The organism is Roseiterribacter gracilis (assembly GCA_018332375.1).
In the GTDB taxonomy this organism is placed as follows: domain Bacteria; phylum Pseudomonadota; class Alphaproteobacteria; order BOG-932; family Roseiterribacteraceae; genus Roseiterribacter; species Roseiterribacter gracilis.
This window is the reverse complement of sequence record BOPV01000001.1, coordinates 2,413,979-2,428,087: the sequence shown is the minus strand read 5'-3', so window position 1 is coordinate 2,428,087 and position 14,109 is coordinate 2,413,979. Positions and strand designations below refer to the sequence as shown.

Below are 14,109 nucleotides of genomic sequence, written 5' to 3'. Positions count from 1 at the left end.
TAGGCAGGTGCTCAGTGTTCGTCTTCGGCCGGACGTTCCCCCGGGGCTTTCCGGCGCACGGCCGGCTGCTTGGCGGTCGCGGGGCCGCCTTGTTCGGGCGATGGCAGCATTTTGACCTGCGTCGTGGCGAGATATTTGCGCGGATTGACGACGCGCGGACGATCCTGCTCGGCCAGCACCGCACCGGCTTCGAGCAAAGCTTCGACGGCGCGGATCGTCTTTTGCCGCGCCACCGCCAATTCGCCTTCACGCGCTTTGCCGCTGCTTTCGAATTCAGCGATGCGCGCAAACAGGCCGATTTCCTTTTCCAGAATTTCGACGCGACGTTCGGCGCGGCTTTCTTTGAGGAAGATCGTGACGTTCAGAATTTGCACCAGCGCGTCGCGGACGGTTGCGATCGGTTTGGCCGAGCCCACGAAGTCGATCGATTTGTCGCTGCCCGAATCGAGACCAAGCACCAGGATCGGATCGAAGCTGTCGCTGCCCAGCACCATGGCCACGTCGTAGAGATCTTCGATCGCGCTCATCGCGGTCTTGATGCGCGCCGGCGTCGACAATTCGTCTTCACCTTCAGGCAGCACGATCGACAGAACCTTGTTGCCGCCGCTGACCGCCTTCTTGGCGTTCTCGAGCGCAGCCGTGGTGGCGCGGGTTTCGATCAGGTCGAGCAGCCGCGGCAGGTAATTGACCACGAAGGCCAGCGAATGGCGCGCCTCGGTGGCGGCGCGCAGCAACTCGCTCTGGTCCTTGGGGCGCGCGATCGCCTGGCGCCAGAATTCGTCGGCGAAGACGATCTCGAGATCGAGGATCGCAATCGTCTGTTCGATGACCGGCGAGATCAGCGGCTTGAAGCGGCTGATCGACTGGATCGAATGCAGGATTTCGGCGACCGGCAGGTCGATCTTCTCGTCGCGCAGCGACAGTCTGAGCTTGGTTACCGCGTCGATCAGGTTGGCTTCCTCGATCAGGTCGAGGAGCCGGTTGACGCCTTCGATAATCTCCAGACGGCGCATGTTTCTTCCCTGATCTGCTTGCTTGCTTGGAGCGACCGTAGACGGGGACGGACTCTGCTGTCCACGCGGGTTGCGGCTGCCGCCGCCGCCGGCGCGGCGGGGGCATGACCTGCGGGCCAGATCTGCGGTGTCCGGCCATCGACGGCGCGGGAGATCCGGTTTACCCATGCGCCCGCCATGCAAGACGCACTGCACGCGGCCCTGCTGCCGCAGGGTCTGCACGATCTTCTTCCGCCCGACGCCGGTCACGAAGCCGTGATCGTCGAACGCGCCCTCGCATCCATCACCGCGCACGGCTACGAGCGCGTGAAACCCCCGCTGGTCGAATATGAGGCGGGGCTGCTGGCGGGCGTGGGCGCGGCTGATCGCGACCGGATTTTCCGCCTGCTCGACCCCGTGACCCAGCGTACCATGGCGGTGCGTGCCGACCTGACGCCGCAGATCGCGCGCATCGCGGCGGTGCGCCTGGCCCATGCGCCGCGGCCGCTGCGGCTTGCCTATACAGGCGAGGTGCTGCGCGTCGTCGGCGACCAGCTGCGTCCGGAACGGCAATTTCGCCAGGTCGGCTGCGAATTGATCGGCAGCCTGGAGCCCACCGCCGACGCCGAGATCATCGCGCTGGCCGCCGAAACCGCGCTTGGAATCGGCATTACCGGCCTGACCGTCGATCTAGCCCTGCCGACCCTGGTGCCGGCGCTGCTCGAAGCGCACGGCATTACCGGCGCTGCGCGCGCCGAGCTTGAAACCGCGCTCGATCGGCGCGACGCCAGCGTGCTTGCCGCCCGCGGCGACGAGGTCGGCCGGATGCTGGCGGACTTGGTCAATCTGGCAGGCCCGGTCGACTCGGCGCTGAAACAATTTGCGTCCTTGGCCTTGCCCGCATCGGCCGAGCCCGATCGGGCGCGCCTGTTTGCCGTGGTCGCGCAATTGCGTGGCCGCGTGCCTGCAGTGCCGTTGACGATCGATCCGGTCGAACGGCGCGGCTTCGAATTTCAGACCGGCCTGTCCTTCACCTTGTTTGCGCGTGGCGTGCGCGGCGAACTTGGTCGCGGCGGCCGCTATCGCGTCGCTGCGTCGAACGAACCGGCGGTCGGCGTCACCTTGTTCAGCGACAGTCTGTTGCGCGCACTGCCGCCGCCTGCACGCACGCTCCGCGTGTTCGTGCCGGTCGGCGGCGACGCTGCAAAACTGCGCGAACAAGGTTGGATTACGGTTGCGGCACTTGGGCCGGTCGACGATGCGCGCGCCGAAGCCAAGCGGCTCGGCTGCACGCATGTCTGGATCGACGCGGCTGTTTCGGAGATTGCGTAATGGCGAATGTTGCAGTCGTTGGCGTCCAATGGGGCGACGAAGGCAAAGGCAAAATCGTCGATTGGCTGTCGAGCCGCGCCGACGTGGTGGTGCGGTTTCAAGGCGGCCACAATGCCGGCCATACGCTCGTCGTCGGCGAGCAGGTCTACAAACTTTCGCTGCTGCCGTCGGGCATCGTGCGCGAACAGACCTATTCCATCATCGGCAACGGCGTCGTGGTCGATCCCTGGGCGCTGCTGGCGGAAATTGAGCGCGTCGAAAAACAGGGGCTGCATGTCACGCCGGCCCGTTTGCTGGTCGCCGACAATGCGGCGTTGATCCTGCCGGTGCATGGCGCCGTCGATCGCGCCCGCGAACTGGCACGCGGCGAAGGCAAGATCGGCACGACCGGGCGCGGCATCGGTCCAGCCTACGAAGACAAGGTCGCGCGTCGCGCCATTCGTCTGTGCGATCTCGCGGACGAACGCGTGTTGGCGCGCAAAGTCGACGAGCTGCTGTTTCATCACAACGCGCTGCTGCGCGGGTTCGGCGCCGACGAAATCGACCGCGACGGCTTGCTGGCGCAGCTGCGCGAGATCGCGCCCAAAGTGCTGCCCTATGCCGGACCGGCGTGGCAGGTGCTGGGCGACCGGATTCGCGACGGTGCGCGCGTTCTGTTCGAAGGCGCGCAGGGCGCGATGCTCGATGTCGATCACGGCACCTATCCGTACGTGACCTCGTCCAACACGACGGCGGGCAATGCCGCCGCAGGTTCCGGCGTCGGTCCCGGTTCGGTCGGGTACGTGCTGGGAATCTGCAAGGCCTACACGACGCGCGTCGGATCCGGGCCCTTTCCGACCGAGCTGACCGACGCGATCGGCGAGCGAATCGGCGAGAAGGGACGCGAGTTCGGCGTCGTGACCGGACGTAAGCGCCGCTGTGGGTGGTTCGATGCCACCATGGTGCGCCAGGCGATTCGCGTCGGCGGCATCGACGGAATCGCGCTGACCAAGCTCGACGTGCTGGACGGGTTCGACGAGCTGAAAGTTGCAGTCGGTTACGAACTCGACGGCAAGCGACTCGATCGGCTTCCTGCGGATGAACGCGCCCAGGCTGCGGTGGTGCCGATTTATGAAACGTTCGAAGGCTGGACTGATTCGACGGCGGGTGCGCGGTCGTGGCGCCAGCTTCCTGCCACCGCGATCAAGTATGTCCGCCGCATCGAAGAGCTGATTCAGGCGCCGGTGGCCTTGTTGTCGACCAGCCCCGAACGCGACGACACGATTCTGGTCACCGACCCGTTTGCGGCGCGCTAGCGCGCTTTTCCGCGAAGTGGGGACCGGTTCGCGGATAAAAAAGCGCGCCAATACATAGATAGCCAGCGAAGCTGGCTGAGGCTTTTTCCGTTAACGCGCACCCCCGCTTCACGCGCTTTCCGGCTTGATGGTCGCGGAATGGGCAGAAAAACCGCTGTCCGGCTTACGGTTCTTTGGAAACGCAGGGTTAACAGCTTTTAAGTAGGCTGCCCGCGCGGCTAGGATGCGGCCGCCCGAAGAAGCCGAGCTTTCAATGACCGACGCTGCCACTGCGGTAACGGCCGAGAACAATGCGCCGCCGCCGCCGCCTGAGATGACGCCGCCTCCTTCAATGGAAGGCGCGCCTGACGAAGAGGCTGCTGTCGAGCAGGCCATTGCGCGTGGCGTCGATGGCCTGGTGCAGATCGGTGATCGCTACGAAGTTCTGACCAACGCGTCGGCGGTGATGACCGACGCGACCCAGCAGCAGACCTATCTCGCGCGCCGCATCGGCCAATCACAGCCGCATGCGTTTGCGATCGTGACCGGCACGCGCCCGGTTGCGCGTTCGGAAATTCTCTCCGGTCTGCGCACAGTCGAAAATCCTGGTCTGCTGCAGCTCGTCGATTGGGGCGTGGTGAATTGGCCGCTCGAACGGCGCCAGCGTCTGCTGTGCGTGTTCGAACGTCCGCACGCGCCGCGTTTGATGAGCTCGATGAAAGAGCATCGCGCGCCGATGGGCGAAGACGAAGCGGTGCGCGCGATCCTCGATCCGTGCATCAACGTTCTTGGCGATCTCTACAATCGCGGCATCTTCCACGGCGCGATCCGTCCGACGAATCTCTATTACAACCCCGGCGGCAGCGCGACCGCGATCCTGGGGCAATGCGTATCGGCGCCGCCGTCCTTCGGGCAGCCGACGATCATCGAACCGATCGAACGCGCGATGGCGATGCCGTCGGGACGTGGTCCCGGTACGATCGCCGACGACATTTATGCGCTGGGTGCCACGCTCGCGGTGCTGGCGCTGGGTCACGACCCGTCGCAGGGCATGACCGACGAGCAGTTCATCGAACAGAAGATCGATCGCGGTTCCTATCCTGCCATCATTGGCAATACGCGCATTTCGTCGGGCTTGATCGAGCCGCTGCGCGGCATGTTGTACGACGATCCGCGGCAGCGCTGGACGATCGACGACATCCGCCAGTGGCTGGGCGGCCGCCGCCTGTCGCCGAAGCAGCCGCAGATCGCGCGTCGCGCGCAGCGCGCTTTTGCGCTGGGTGGACAGGAATTGTGGCGTCCGCGTTCGGTCGCGATGGCGATGCGCGACAACGTCGTTGAAGCGGTCAAAGTGATCGACAACGGCGAGCTCGATCGCTGGCTGCGTCGCACCTTGGGTGACAACGGCATGGCCAACCGCGTTGCCGAAGCGGTGACGACGGCGTCGTCGTCGGGTCGCGGTGGTTCGTTCGAAGATCGTCTCGTCGCGCGCGTTTCGATGGCGCTCGATCCTGCTGCACCGATTCGCTACAAGGGCAACGCAATGATGCCGCTCGGCATCGGCGATGCGCTTGCCTATGCGGTTGGCGAAGGCCAGGGCCCGCAGGAAATCTGCGAAGTCATTACCGGCCAGTTGCCGTTGTTCTGGATCAACTGCCAGACCGACGCGAAGCCGGAACATACCGGCTACATCAAGCAGTTCGACCAGTACAAAACCTATCTCGAACGCAGCGCCTACGGTTACGGACCCGAGCGTGTTCTGTACGAGATGGTCGGTTCGATGCCATGCGCGTCGGACATGCTGCAGGAATTCTACGTCACCTCGTCCTACGAGCTGATCCGCGCCTTCGAAGTCGTGGCGATGAAGGGCGAACAACGTCCATCGGCGCCGATCGATCGCCATTGCGCTGCATTCATCGCCGGACGCGACCGACGCGTTGCTGAAATCATGCTCAACGCGCTTGGCACCGGCAAAGACGGTGACAGCGGCAAGGTGCTTGCGACCTTGAACATTCTGACGTCGATCCAACGACGCTTCGGTCCGCCACAGCTGCCGAACCTGGCCGGCTGGTTCTGCGACCTGATGCTTCCGGTGATCGAACGTTTCCACAATCGCAACCTGCGCAAGCGCCTCACCGAAGAAGCGCAGCAGGCGGCCCGCAAAGGCGATCTCGCCGAATTGCAGGCGCTGGTCGACGATCCAAAGACAATCCGCTCGGACGAAGAAGGGTTCATGGAAGCGCGCCGCAACTTCGTGTTGCTGGCCGCGGAAATTGCCCGCTTGAAGAAGGAAGTCGCCAACCGGTCGACGCTTGAACGCGGTGCCGGTCGCGAAGCTGCTGCGGTCATCTCGGCCGTGCTCGCAGTCATCGTGATCGCCGGCATCGTTGTCGTTCGTGCCACCGGCATGGCGGGCCTCTGACATGCAGTCTGGCTGCATGTCAGATTCGGCGTTGGTCGCGTTGTCGACGGCGCACCGGTCCCCGGTTCGCCTGACAAAGCTCTAGGAGACGGACGATGGCAGCGACGACGAAAGCTCGGCCGGTTCGCAAAAGCGACGCGAAATGGAGCACGCGCGTTGCGATGTTCTTCACGCTCGTTGTTGCGGGCGTGATGTTTCCGGTCACGATCATCGTCGGCGTCGGCATGTTGCCGACCGCGGTCGCTTTCTACGTCGATCGTAGCCCGCAGAAATCGACGGCGCTCACCGTCGGCGCGCTCAATGCGTGTGGCGTGGTTCCGTGGGTCATTCAGCTGTTCCAGGACGGGTTCAGCATGCAGCACGCGATGCTGATCCTGGCCAAGTCGAACACTTGGCTCGCCATGTATGGCGCGGCTGCAGCTGGCTGGATGATGGACTACATCGTGCCGCCCGCCGTCGCGCACGGCATGGTGATGCAGCACGGCGTGCGCATCCGCGATCTCGAACGCCGCCAGGACGTACTGCGCGAAGCGTGGGGTGACGAAGTCGGCTACAACGCGATCCAGCAAGCCCACGCGGCCAATGCGATGAAGGTCAACGACCTTTCGGCTGGCACGATCGCCGGCGGTCCGAAAGCGCGGACGTAATTTAGAACTGCGAAGCAGTTCTCCCGGTTTTCAATTCACGAACTGAAAGCCGGGAGGCGCGCATTGCGCGCCTAGAAGCTCAGAACGTCAGCTTCTTCACTTCGGCTTCTTTCTTCATCGCTTTCTGCAGCTTTTCGAATGCGCGCACTTCGATCTGGCGCACGCGTTCGCGGCTGATGTTGTATTCCTTCGACAGGTCTTCGAGCGTCATCGGCTCGTCCTGCAGACGGCGCGCATGCAGAATGCGGCGTTCGCGTTCATTCAGCGACTTCATGCCTTCGGCCAACAGCGACTGGCGCTGATTCAGCTCCTGGCGTTCGCCCAGCGACGCTTCCTGGCTTTGCGTTTCGTCGACCAGCCAGTCCTGCCATTCGGCGCCTTCAATGTCGGCGCGCAACGGTGCGTTGAGCGAGCTGTCCGGGCCGGCCAGGCGACGGTTCATCGACACGACGTCGGCTTCGGGCACGTCGAGCGTGGTGGCGATCTTGGTCACCGCTTCCGGCGAGAGGTCGCCTTCTTCGATGGCTTTCATCTGGCCTTTGAGGCGGCGCAGATTGAAGAACAATTTCTTCTGCGCAGCGGTGGTGCCCATCTTCACCAGCGACCAGCTGTGCAGGATGTATTCCTGGATCGACGCGCGGATCCACCACATCGCGTAGGTGGCCAAGCGGAATCCCTTGTCGGGATCGAACCGCTTTACCGCCTGCATCATGCCGACATTGCCTTCGCTGATCAGGTCGGTCAGCGGCAGGCCATAGCCGCGATAGCCCATCGCAATCTTCGCCACCAGGCGCAGATGCGACGTCACAAGACGATGCGCTGCCTGCGTGTCGCCGTGTTCCTTCCAGCTTTTGCCCAGCATGAATTCTTCTTCGGGCGTCAGCAGCGGAAACTTGCGGATGTCCTGCAAGTAGCGGGCGAGATTGCTCTCACTCGAAATGACGGGGAGGGTGGTTGTGGCCATGGTGTCGTCTGTTCGTTTGAGGCGCAGCGTTTGTCACGCCGCTTTGTTCCAAATCAGTCGGGTGCGTCGAGCAGCGCGCGGAGATCGTCCGGCACGTCACTGGTAAAGGACATTTCTCGTCCGTCGATCGGGTGCACGAACGCAATCGCGGTCGCGTGCAAGGCCTGGCGCGGAAACCGTGCCAAAGCGGAGTTTTCGTTGCGCGTCCGCCCATAGAGCGGGTCGCCCACGAGCGGATGGCCTTGCTGGGCCATATGCACGCGAATTTGGTGCGTCCGTCCGGTCATCAGTTTGCATTCTACCAGAGACGCTTTGGCGCCGACTTGCGCGATTGTGGAATAAAGCGTGACCGCCTCGCGCCCGCCATGCCGAACCACCGCCATTTTGCGGCGATTGCTGGGGCTGCGTCCGATCGGTGCGTCGATCCGTCCCGCACGCGGCGCCGGCGTTCCCCACACGACCGCGTTGTAGGTACGCGACAGCGTCCGGTCGGCAAGTTGCGCCGACAGGCCGCGATGCGCCGCGTCGGTCTTCGCCGCCACCATCAAACCGCTCGTGTCTTTGTCGAGCCGATGCACGATGCCGGGACGGCGCACGCCGCCGATGCCCGACAATTGTTCGCCGCAATAGGCGAGGAGAGCGTTCACTAACGTCCCATCCTCGTTGCCGGCGCCGGGATGCACGACCAATCCCGCCTGCTTGTCGATCACCAGCAGATATTCGTCTTCATAGGTGATGTTGAGCGGGATCTTCTGCGGCAGCGGTATGGCGGAGATCGCTGCGGGCACGTCGATCGTGACGACAAGCCCGTCGCGCACTTTCGCGTTGCCATCGGTCCACGCAGTTCCGTCGACGCTAACGGCGCCTGCAGTGATCAGCGCCTGCAACCGCGCACGCGAAAAATCCGCCAGCGACGCGGCCAGCGCCTTGTCCAACCGCTGGCCTGCCAGCGACGCGTCGATCGTGACGACGCGCACCTCGCCGCTACCGGCCGTCGCCGGTACTTCGTCGGCGGGCAGGTCGTCGAGATCGTCGTCAAAAACATCTTCCATGGCGCGCGGAGACTAAGCGCCGGGCGTAGCCGGCGCCATGGCGGCAATTGCAGGGCGGCGGTGGTTTCGGCTATACGACCGGGCTCGCTTGGCCCACGTCCCCATCGTCTAGTGGCCCAGGACATCGCCCTCTCACGGCGAGAACAGGGGTTCAAATCCCCTTGGGGACGCCACGCGTCGAATATCGCAGCGTTACGCCTTGCTCCGGGAACGCAGCGCGAGTGCAAGCGCGCCGAAAACCAGCATGACTCCGCCCCAACAGAGATTGAGGTCGAGTCCAGCCAGACGCTGGTGGGCGCCGGACTCATTCGTCAGTCCGGCAAAAATGAGGATCACGCCGAGGCAGACAAACAAGAGGCCGAGCGGCGTGCGAATATCGATCTGCATCGGTCAGCCGAAAACCAAGTTGAGCGCAATCGCAGCCGCAAGAACGGCGAGCCCCAGATGCACCGGGCGTGCATACCAAGCCTTCGCCGTGGTCACTTCGCGCGGCGTCAAGGAATAGACAAGACCCACCAGATCCTTCTCCGCGCGCGGGCGCGTGACCAGGCTCAGTGCGATCGTCACGAGCATGGCGGCGGTCCAGGCGAAAATCGCAGTCCAGAAATTCTGTGCCATCTCGCTTGGATAGATGTGCACGACATCGATCCAGCCGCCTGCGAGACCGGCCGTCATGCCGCGCGGAAGACTCAGCGCGTGGTGCAACGCCGCCGCAAGCGTGCCGCATAAAAGACCTGCGAAGGCGCCATGTCCCGTCGTGCGCTTCCAGAACATGCCGAGAAGAAACGTTGCGAAGAGCGGCGCATTCACGAACGCAAAGACCAGCTGCAGCAGGTCCATGATATTGTTGAAATGCGCCGCGAAATACGCAGCTCCGACCGACAGAATAATGCCGCCCACGGTGGCGATGCGCCCCATTGTCAGGTAATGGCCGTCGGGCGCATCCCGCTTGATGTAGGACTGGTACAGATCGTAGGTCCAGACGGTGTTGAACGCCGTGACGTTGCCGGCCATGCCGGACATGAAACTGGCCATCAGCGCCGTCAGACCCAATCCAAGCCGATGTGCCCGGGCTCCCGCAACGCAGTTTTGCGCACTGAGCAGGATCATGCCGCGACGCGCCGGTCGCAGGTTGCGATCCGGCCCCGGCGCCAATAAAGTCCGCGCCCCAATTCACGTCGAGTAGCGTATGAGCGGCATCTCCCGGACCATTCCGTCGATCATTGCATCGGAAATCGGCGCGACGCCGCAGCAGGTGGTCACCGCCGTCGCGCTGCTCGATGAAGGCGCAACGGTTCCGTTTATCGCGCGCTATCGCAAGGAAGTGACCGGCGGCCTCGACGACACGCAGCTGCGTAATCTGTCCGAGCGGCTGATCTATCTGCGCGAACTCGAGGCGCGCCGCGAAGCGATCGTTGCGTCGATCAACGAACAAGGAAAACTGACCGACGATCTGCAAGCAAAGATCGCGGCCGCGACGACCAAAGCCGAACTCGAAGACATCTATCTGCCGTACAAGCCCAAGCGGCGCACCAAGGCGGACATTGCGCGCGAAAACGGGCTTGGCCCGCTCGCCGAAGCAATCCTGGCCGACCGCGCGGCGACGCCGTCCGAACTGGCGACTTCCTATCTCAGCGACAAGGTTGCGGACGTCAAAGCTGCGCTCGACGGTGCGCGCGATATTCTGTCGGAACAGTTCGCCGAGAATGCCGATCTCGTCGGCCGTCTGCGCACCTATTTGCACGAACGCGCCTTCCTGCGGTCGCGCGTGATCGACGGAAAGCAACAAGCCGGCGCGAAATTCTCGGACTATTTCGATCACGCTGAGCGTTGGGCCAGCGTGCCGGGCCATCGTGCACTGGCGATGATGCGCGGCCGCAACGAAGAATTCCTCAGCCTCGAGATTGAAGTCGACGCAGACGACCTGTCGCCGGTGAAGCCGGTCGAACGCATGGTTGCGCAGACCTACGGGATCGGCGGCGAGCTGCCGGGCGATCGTTGGTTGATGACGGTCGCAAGCTGGACTTGGCGCGTGAAGCTGTCGCTGCATTTGACGATCGATCTGATGTCGACCTTGCGCGAACGCGCGGAAGAAGAAGCGATCCAGGTCTTCGCGCGCAACTTGAAGGATCTGCTGTTGGCAGCACCGGCTGGCTCGCGTCCAACGATGGGGCTGGATCCCGGCATCCGCACCGGCGTGAAAGTTGCGGTGATCGATGGCACCGGCAAGCTGATCGCCACCACGACGGTCTATCCATTCCCGCCCAAAAACGATGTGCGCGGTGCCCAGGCCGAAATCGCAAGCCTGGTGCGCCAACACGGGGTCGAACTGATCGCGATCGGCAACGGAACCGGCAGCCGAGAAACTGAAAAGCTGGTGGCTGAGTTGCTGGGTGATATGCCCGCGCCGAAGCCGCTCAAAGTGATTGTCAGCGAAGCGGGTGCGTCGGTTTATTCAGCGTCGGCGACGGCCGCGGCGGAATTTCCCGATCTCGACGTGTCGCTGCGCGGTGCGGTTTCGATCGCGCGCCGGCTGCAGGATCCGCTGGCCGAGCTGGTCAAGATCGAACCGAAATCGATTGGCGTCGGCCAGTATCAGCACGACGTCGACCAATACCGGTTGGCGCGCGCGCTTGAAGGCGTGGTCGAAGACGCGGTGAACGCGGTCGGCGTCGATTTGAATACCGCATCGGCCTGGCTTCTTGCGCGGGTGTCGGGCCTCGGCGCATCGGTGGCGGAATTGATCGTCGCGCATCGCAACAATGCCGGCCCATTTTCCAGCCGCAAAGAATTGCTCAACGTCACCAGGCTTGGGCCGCGCACCTTCGAACAATGCGCGGGCTTCCTGCGCATCCAGGGCGGCACCGAACCGCTCGACGCATCGTCGGTGCATCCCGAAGCCTATGGTGTCGCCAAGAAAATCGTCGCTGCGTGCGGCCGCGACCTGCGTTCGTTGATGGGCGACAGCGCGACGCTCAAAGCGCTCGATCCGGCCGCCTTCGTCGACGAGCGGTTCGGCCTGCCGACCGTGCGCGACATCATCGCCGAACTGGACAAGCCCGGCCGCGATCCGCGCCCAAGCTTCAAGACCGCGACGTTTGCCGACGGCGTCGACGACATGAAGGATTTGAAGCCGGGCATGTTGCTCGAAGGGACGGTGACCAACGTGGCCGCCTTCGGTGCCTTCGTCGATATCGGCGTGCACCAGGACGGGCTGGTGCACGTCTCGCAGCTCGCCGACCGGTTCGTGAAAGACGCGCACGAAGTCGTCAAAGCCGGCGACGTGGTCAAAGTCCGCGTCGTCGATGTCGACATCCCACGCAAACGCATCGCGTTGTCGATGCGCAAAGACTCGAGCCAGGGATCCCGGCCCGAGCCGCGTGACGACAGCAAGAAACATGCGAATGCACGGCCGGCGCAGGCCCGGCCGCCGAAGGTGGAGGCCCAGGGGGCGCTTGGCGCCGCCCTGGCCGAAGCGTTGCGGAAGCGTAGCTAGAGTCGAGCTACGCGATTCCCCATAGACGCTGCGCCTCTTCGGCGATCACGTCGGGAAACTCTTCCGGGAAGAACAGGCGACCGCCATAGACGCGGCGAATTCCGCGCGAGTTGGGAAACAGCGACGCGACATAGACCGCGTCGCGCAGCGGGAAAATATCGTCGGCTTCGCCCCAGACCAGCCGCACCGGCAAGCGCAGTCGTTTCAACTGCGCTTCGGCGCCCGCCAGTGGATTTTTCTCCAGCGCCAGACCATAGGCGTCGGCCAGCGCGCAGCGTTCCTTGTTGCGCGTCAGCGGCTCGATATAGGTGTCGATCGCTTCGTCGGTCGGATGCACACGATAGGTGTAGCAACCGCCGCCAATTCCTTTGTCGGACCGTGCGAATTCCTTGTCGGTGATCAACTGGCGCAACATGCCGTCGGCGAAGGTGCCGGCATGGGCGCCGTCCAGCACCGGCTGCAGCTGCGGCGGCGGGCTGTTGATTTCGACGTCGCAATTGGTCAGCAGCAAGCTGCGAACACGCTTGGGAAAGCGGATCGCAAAAAGCTGCGCCACCGCGCCACCGCTGTCATTGGCGACCAGATCGACCGACGTGACGTGCAGATGATCGAGCAGTGCGGCCAGCATCTCGACTTGCGCGTCGGGGCCGACGCTCTGGCCTTTCGCGGGTTCGGTGTAGCCGAGCCCGAGCATGTCGGGCGCGATGCAACGGCGATGCGCCGATAGCCGATCGATCGCGCCGCGCCACTGAAACCCGTTCAGCGGAAAGCCGTGAATGAACAGCGCGGCGTTGCCCTGGCCGCGCTCGTAAAAGGCGATGCGGCCGAAGCGAAGCTCGGCAAAGCGGCGCGCGGCGTGAAACGCGGCAGCGTCCATTGGTTTCCCCGGCGCGGGTTTTGCGGTCGCGGCGTTGGCGTCAGTTGCGAGGCTGGCGAGGCCGCTGGCGACGAGCGCGCTGGCGCCGACTTCGAAAAATGCTCTGCGATCCATCGGTCTGTTCCTCAAGCGAAGTTCGATGGCGCCGATATGCACGGGGCGCCGCGTGCAGCGCTATGACCTCAGAGGTCATGGAAATCGCCGTGCCCGGCTTCTAGGATCCGTGCCTATGGAGACACGTCCGTTTGCCGCAGCGACTGCGGCACCTGTCGGCGCATTGCTGCGCGAATGGCGCGCGTCGCGGCGCTGGAGCCAGTTGGATCTTGCACTGGAAGCCGGCCTGTCGACCCGGCACCTGTCCTGTATCGAAACTGGCAAGTCGCAGCCCAGCCGCGACACAGTGCTGCGTCTCGCCGACACGCTCGACATGCCGCTGCGCGAGCGCAACACGTTGCTGACCGCGGCCGGCTATGCGCCGATTTATCCGGAAACCTCGCTCGACACGCCGCAACTGACCGAGATACGGCGCGCGATCAATTTCATTCTGGCGCAGCAAGAGCCGTACCCGGCCTTTCTGGTCAATCGGCACTGGGACATTTTACAGGCGAATGACGCGGCGGCGCGTGTCGGCGCGTTCGTGATGCAAGGGCGCGAGAGCCAGCACACCAACATGCTGCATCATATTTTCAATCCGAACGAACTGCGCCCCGCCTTTGCCAATTGGGAAGAGGTTGCGGGCGATCTGATCCGGCATCTCCACGCGGTGATTGCAGCGACACCATCCGACGTGCGCGCGCGAAGCCTGCTCGACGAAATCCTGGCCTATCCCGACGTGCCGCAAAGTTGGCGTACGCGCGACCTCAGCCGCAATCCGGGCCCATTGATGAATACGGTGTTTGACGTGGCCGGGCAGACGCTGCGCTTTTTCTCGACCATCACGACGTTCGGCACGCCGCGCGACGTGACGATCGAAGAGCTGCATATCGAATGCTGCTTCCCGGTCGATGAAGCGACCGCCGCCTTCTGCCGCAAGCTGGCTGCCGAAGGCTAAGC

12 protein-coding genes and 1 tRNA gene are annotated in these 14,109 nt (G+C 63.8%); 7 read left to right on the top strand and 6 right to left on the bottom strand.

The window, feature by feature from the left end:
• Positions 1 to 11: 11 nt before the first annotated feature.
• Complete coding sequence (locus TMPK1_RS11950; protein ID WP_420243240.1) at positions 12 to 1,013, bottom strand: hypothetical protein; 1,002 nt, start codon at positions 1,011 to 1,013, stop codon at positions 12 to 14.
• Positions 1,014 to 1,190: 177 nt separating this feature from the next.
• Between TMPK1_RS11950 and TMPK1_RS11945 the strand changes: the two genes are divergently transcribed.
• From TMPK1_RS11945 to TMPK1_RS11930, 4 genes are all read left to right on the top strand, one after another.
• Positions 1,191 to 2,324, top strand: a complete 1,134-nt coding sequence (locus tag TMPK1_RS11945) for an ATP phosphoribosyltransferase regulatory subunit (RefSeq protein WP_420243239.1) — start codon at positions 1,191 to 1,193, stop codon at positions 2,322 to 2,324.
• Positions 2,324 to 3,619 (top strand): adenylosuccinate synthase, encoded by a 1,296-nt coding sequence (locus tag TMPK1_RS11940; RefSeq protein ID WP_420243238.1) that lies wholly within the window; start codon positions 2,324 to 2,326, stop codon positions 3,617 to 3,619. The genes TMPK1_RS11945 and TMPK1_RS11940 overlap by 1 nt, the downstream gene beginning before the upstream one ends.
• A 253-nt stretch (positions 3,620 to 3,872) precedes the next feature.
• The gene (locus TMPK1_RS11935) at positions 3,873 to 6,020 is read left to right on the top strand and encodes a serine/threonine-protein kinase (protein WP_420243237.1); all 2,148 of its coding nucleotides are present in this window, start codon (positions 3,873 to 3,875) and stop codon (positions 6,018 to 6,020) included.
• Positions 6,021 to 6,115: 95 nt separating this feature from the next.
• Positions 6,116 to 6,667, top strand: a complete 552-nt coding sequence (locus tag TMPK1_RS11930; protein ID WP_420243236.1) for a hypothetical protein — start codon at positions 6,116 to 6,118, stop codon at positions 6,665 to 6,667.
• A 79-nt stretch (positions 6,668 to 6,746) separates the two neighbouring features.
• On the opposite strand, the gene rpoH is transcribed toward TMPK1_RS11930, so the two are convergent.
• A complete protein-coding gene (gene rpoH, locus TMPK1_RS11925; protein WP_420243235.1) occupies positions 6,747 to 7,631 on the bottom strand; it encodes an RNA polymerase sigma factor RpoH in 885 nt (294 codons plus the stop codon).
• 53 nt (positions 7,632 to 7,684) lie between these two features.
• The gene (locus tag TMPK1_RS11920) at positions 7,685 to 8,683 is read right to left on the bottom strand and encodes an RluA family pseudouridine synthase (protein WP_420243234.1); all 999 of its coding nucleotides are present in this window, start codon (positions 8,681 to 8,683) and stop codon (positions 7,685 to 7,687) included.
• Between the two features lie 97 nt (positions 8,684 to 8,780).
• On the opposite strand from TMPK1_RS11920, the gene TMPK1_RS11915 reads away from it, so the two are divergent.
• A tRNA-Glu gene (locus TMPK1_RS11915) sits at positions 8,781 to 8,856 on the top strand.
• Positions 8,857 to 8,875: 19 nt separating this feature from the next.
• Here TMPK1_RS11915 and TMPK1_RS11910 read toward each other — a convergent pair.
• Together TMPK1_RS11910 and TMPK1_RS11905 are read right to left on the bottom strand one after the other, a co-directional pair.
• The gene (locus TMPK1_RS11910) at positions 8,876 to 9,070 is read right to left on the bottom strand and encodes a hypothetical protein (RefSeq protein WP_420243233.1); all 195 of its coding nucleotides are present in this window, start codon (positions 9,068 to 9,070) and stop codon (positions 8,876 to 8,878) included.
• A gap of 3 nt (positions 9,071 to 9,073) precedes the next feature.
• The gene (locus tag TMPK1_RS11905; RefSeq protein ID WP_420243232.1) at positions 9,074 to 9,793 is read right to left on the bottom strand and encodes a sodium:solute symporter family transporter; all 720 of its coding nucleotides are present in this window, start codon (positions 9,791 to 9,793) and stop codon (positions 9,074 to 9,076) included.
• 79 nt (positions 9,794 to 9,872) lie between these two features.
• Here TMPK1_RS11905 and TMPK1_RS11900 point away from each other — a divergent pair, with 79 nt between their 5' ends.
• Positions 9,873 to 12,179, top strand: coding sequence for a Tex family protein (locus TMPK1_RS11900; protein WP_420243231.1), 2,307 nt, complete (start codon positions 9,873 to 9,875; stop codon positions 12,177 to 12,179).
• 7 nt (positions 12,180 to 12,186) lie between these two features.
• Here TMPK1_RS11900 and TMPK1_RS11895 read toward each other — a convergent pair whose 3' ends face one another.
• A complete protein-coding gene (locus TMPK1_RS11895; RefSeq protein ID WP_420243230.1) occupies positions 12,187 to 13,170 on the bottom strand; it encodes an alpha/beta fold hydrolase in 984 nt (327 codons plus the stop codon).
• A gap of 115 nt (positions 13,171 to 13,285) precedes the next feature.
• Here TMPK1_RS11895 and TMPK1_RS11890 point away from each other — a divergent pair, with 115 nt between their 5' ends.
• A complete protein-coding gene (locus TMPK1_RS11890; RefSeq protein WP_420243229.1) occupies positions 13,286 to 14,107 on the top strand; it encodes a helix-turn-helix domain-containing protein in 822 nt (273 codons plus the stop codon).
• Positions 14,108 to 14,109 lie beyond the last annotated feature (2 nt).

Bases quoted from the DNA above. Each gene is read 5' to 3' on its own strand.
- TMPK1_RS11890 (WP_420243229.1), top strand. From the start codon at position 13,286: ATGGAGACACGTCCGTTTGCCGCAGCGACTGCGGCACCTGTCGGCGCA.
- TMPK1_RS11930 (WP_420243236.1), top strand. From the start codon at position 6,116: ATGGCAGCGACGACGAAAGCTCGGCCGGTTCGCAAAAGCGACGCGAAA.
- TMPK1_RS11935 (WP_420243237.1), top strand. From the start codon at position 3,873: ATGACCGACGCTGCCACTGCGGTAACGGCCGAGAACAATGCGCCGCCG.
- TMPK1_RS11900 (WP_420243231.1), top strand. From the start codon at position 9,873: ATGAGCGGCATCTCCCGGACCATTCCGTCGATCATTGCATCGGAAATC.
- TMPK1_RS11895 (WP_420243230.1), bottom strand. From the start codon at position 13,170: ATGGATCGCAGAGCATTTTTCGAAGTCGGCGCCAGCGCGCTCGTCGCC.
- TMPK1_RS11905 (WP_420243232.1), bottom strand. From the start codon at position 9,793: ATGATCCTGCTCAGTGCGCAAAACTGCGTTGCGGGAGCCCGGGCACAT.
- TMPK1_RS11940 (WP_420243238.1), top strand. From the start codon at position 2,324: ATGGCGAATGTTGCAGTCGTTGGCGTCCAATGGGGCGACGAAGGCAAA.
- TMPK1_RS11950 (WP_420243240.1), bottom strand. From the start codon at position 1,013: ATGCGCCGTCTGGAGATTATCGAAGGCGTCAACCGGCTCCTCGACCTG.
- TMPK1_RS11945 (WP_420243239.1), top strand. From the start codon at position 1,191: ATGCAAGACGCACTGCACGCGGCCCTGCTGCCGCAGGGTCTGCACGAT.
- rpoH (WP_420243235.1), bottom strand. From the start codon at position 7,631: ATGGCCACAACCACCCTCCCCGTCATTTCGAGTGAGAGCAATCTCGCC.
- TMPK1_RS11910 (WP_420243233.1), bottom strand. From the start codon at position 9,070: ATGCAGATCGATATTCGCACGCCGCTCGGCCTCTTGTTTGTCTGCCTC.
- TMPK1_RS11920 (WP_420243234.1), bottom strand. From the start codon at position 8,683: ATGGAAGATGTTTTTGACGACGATCTCGACGACCTGCCCGCCGACGAA.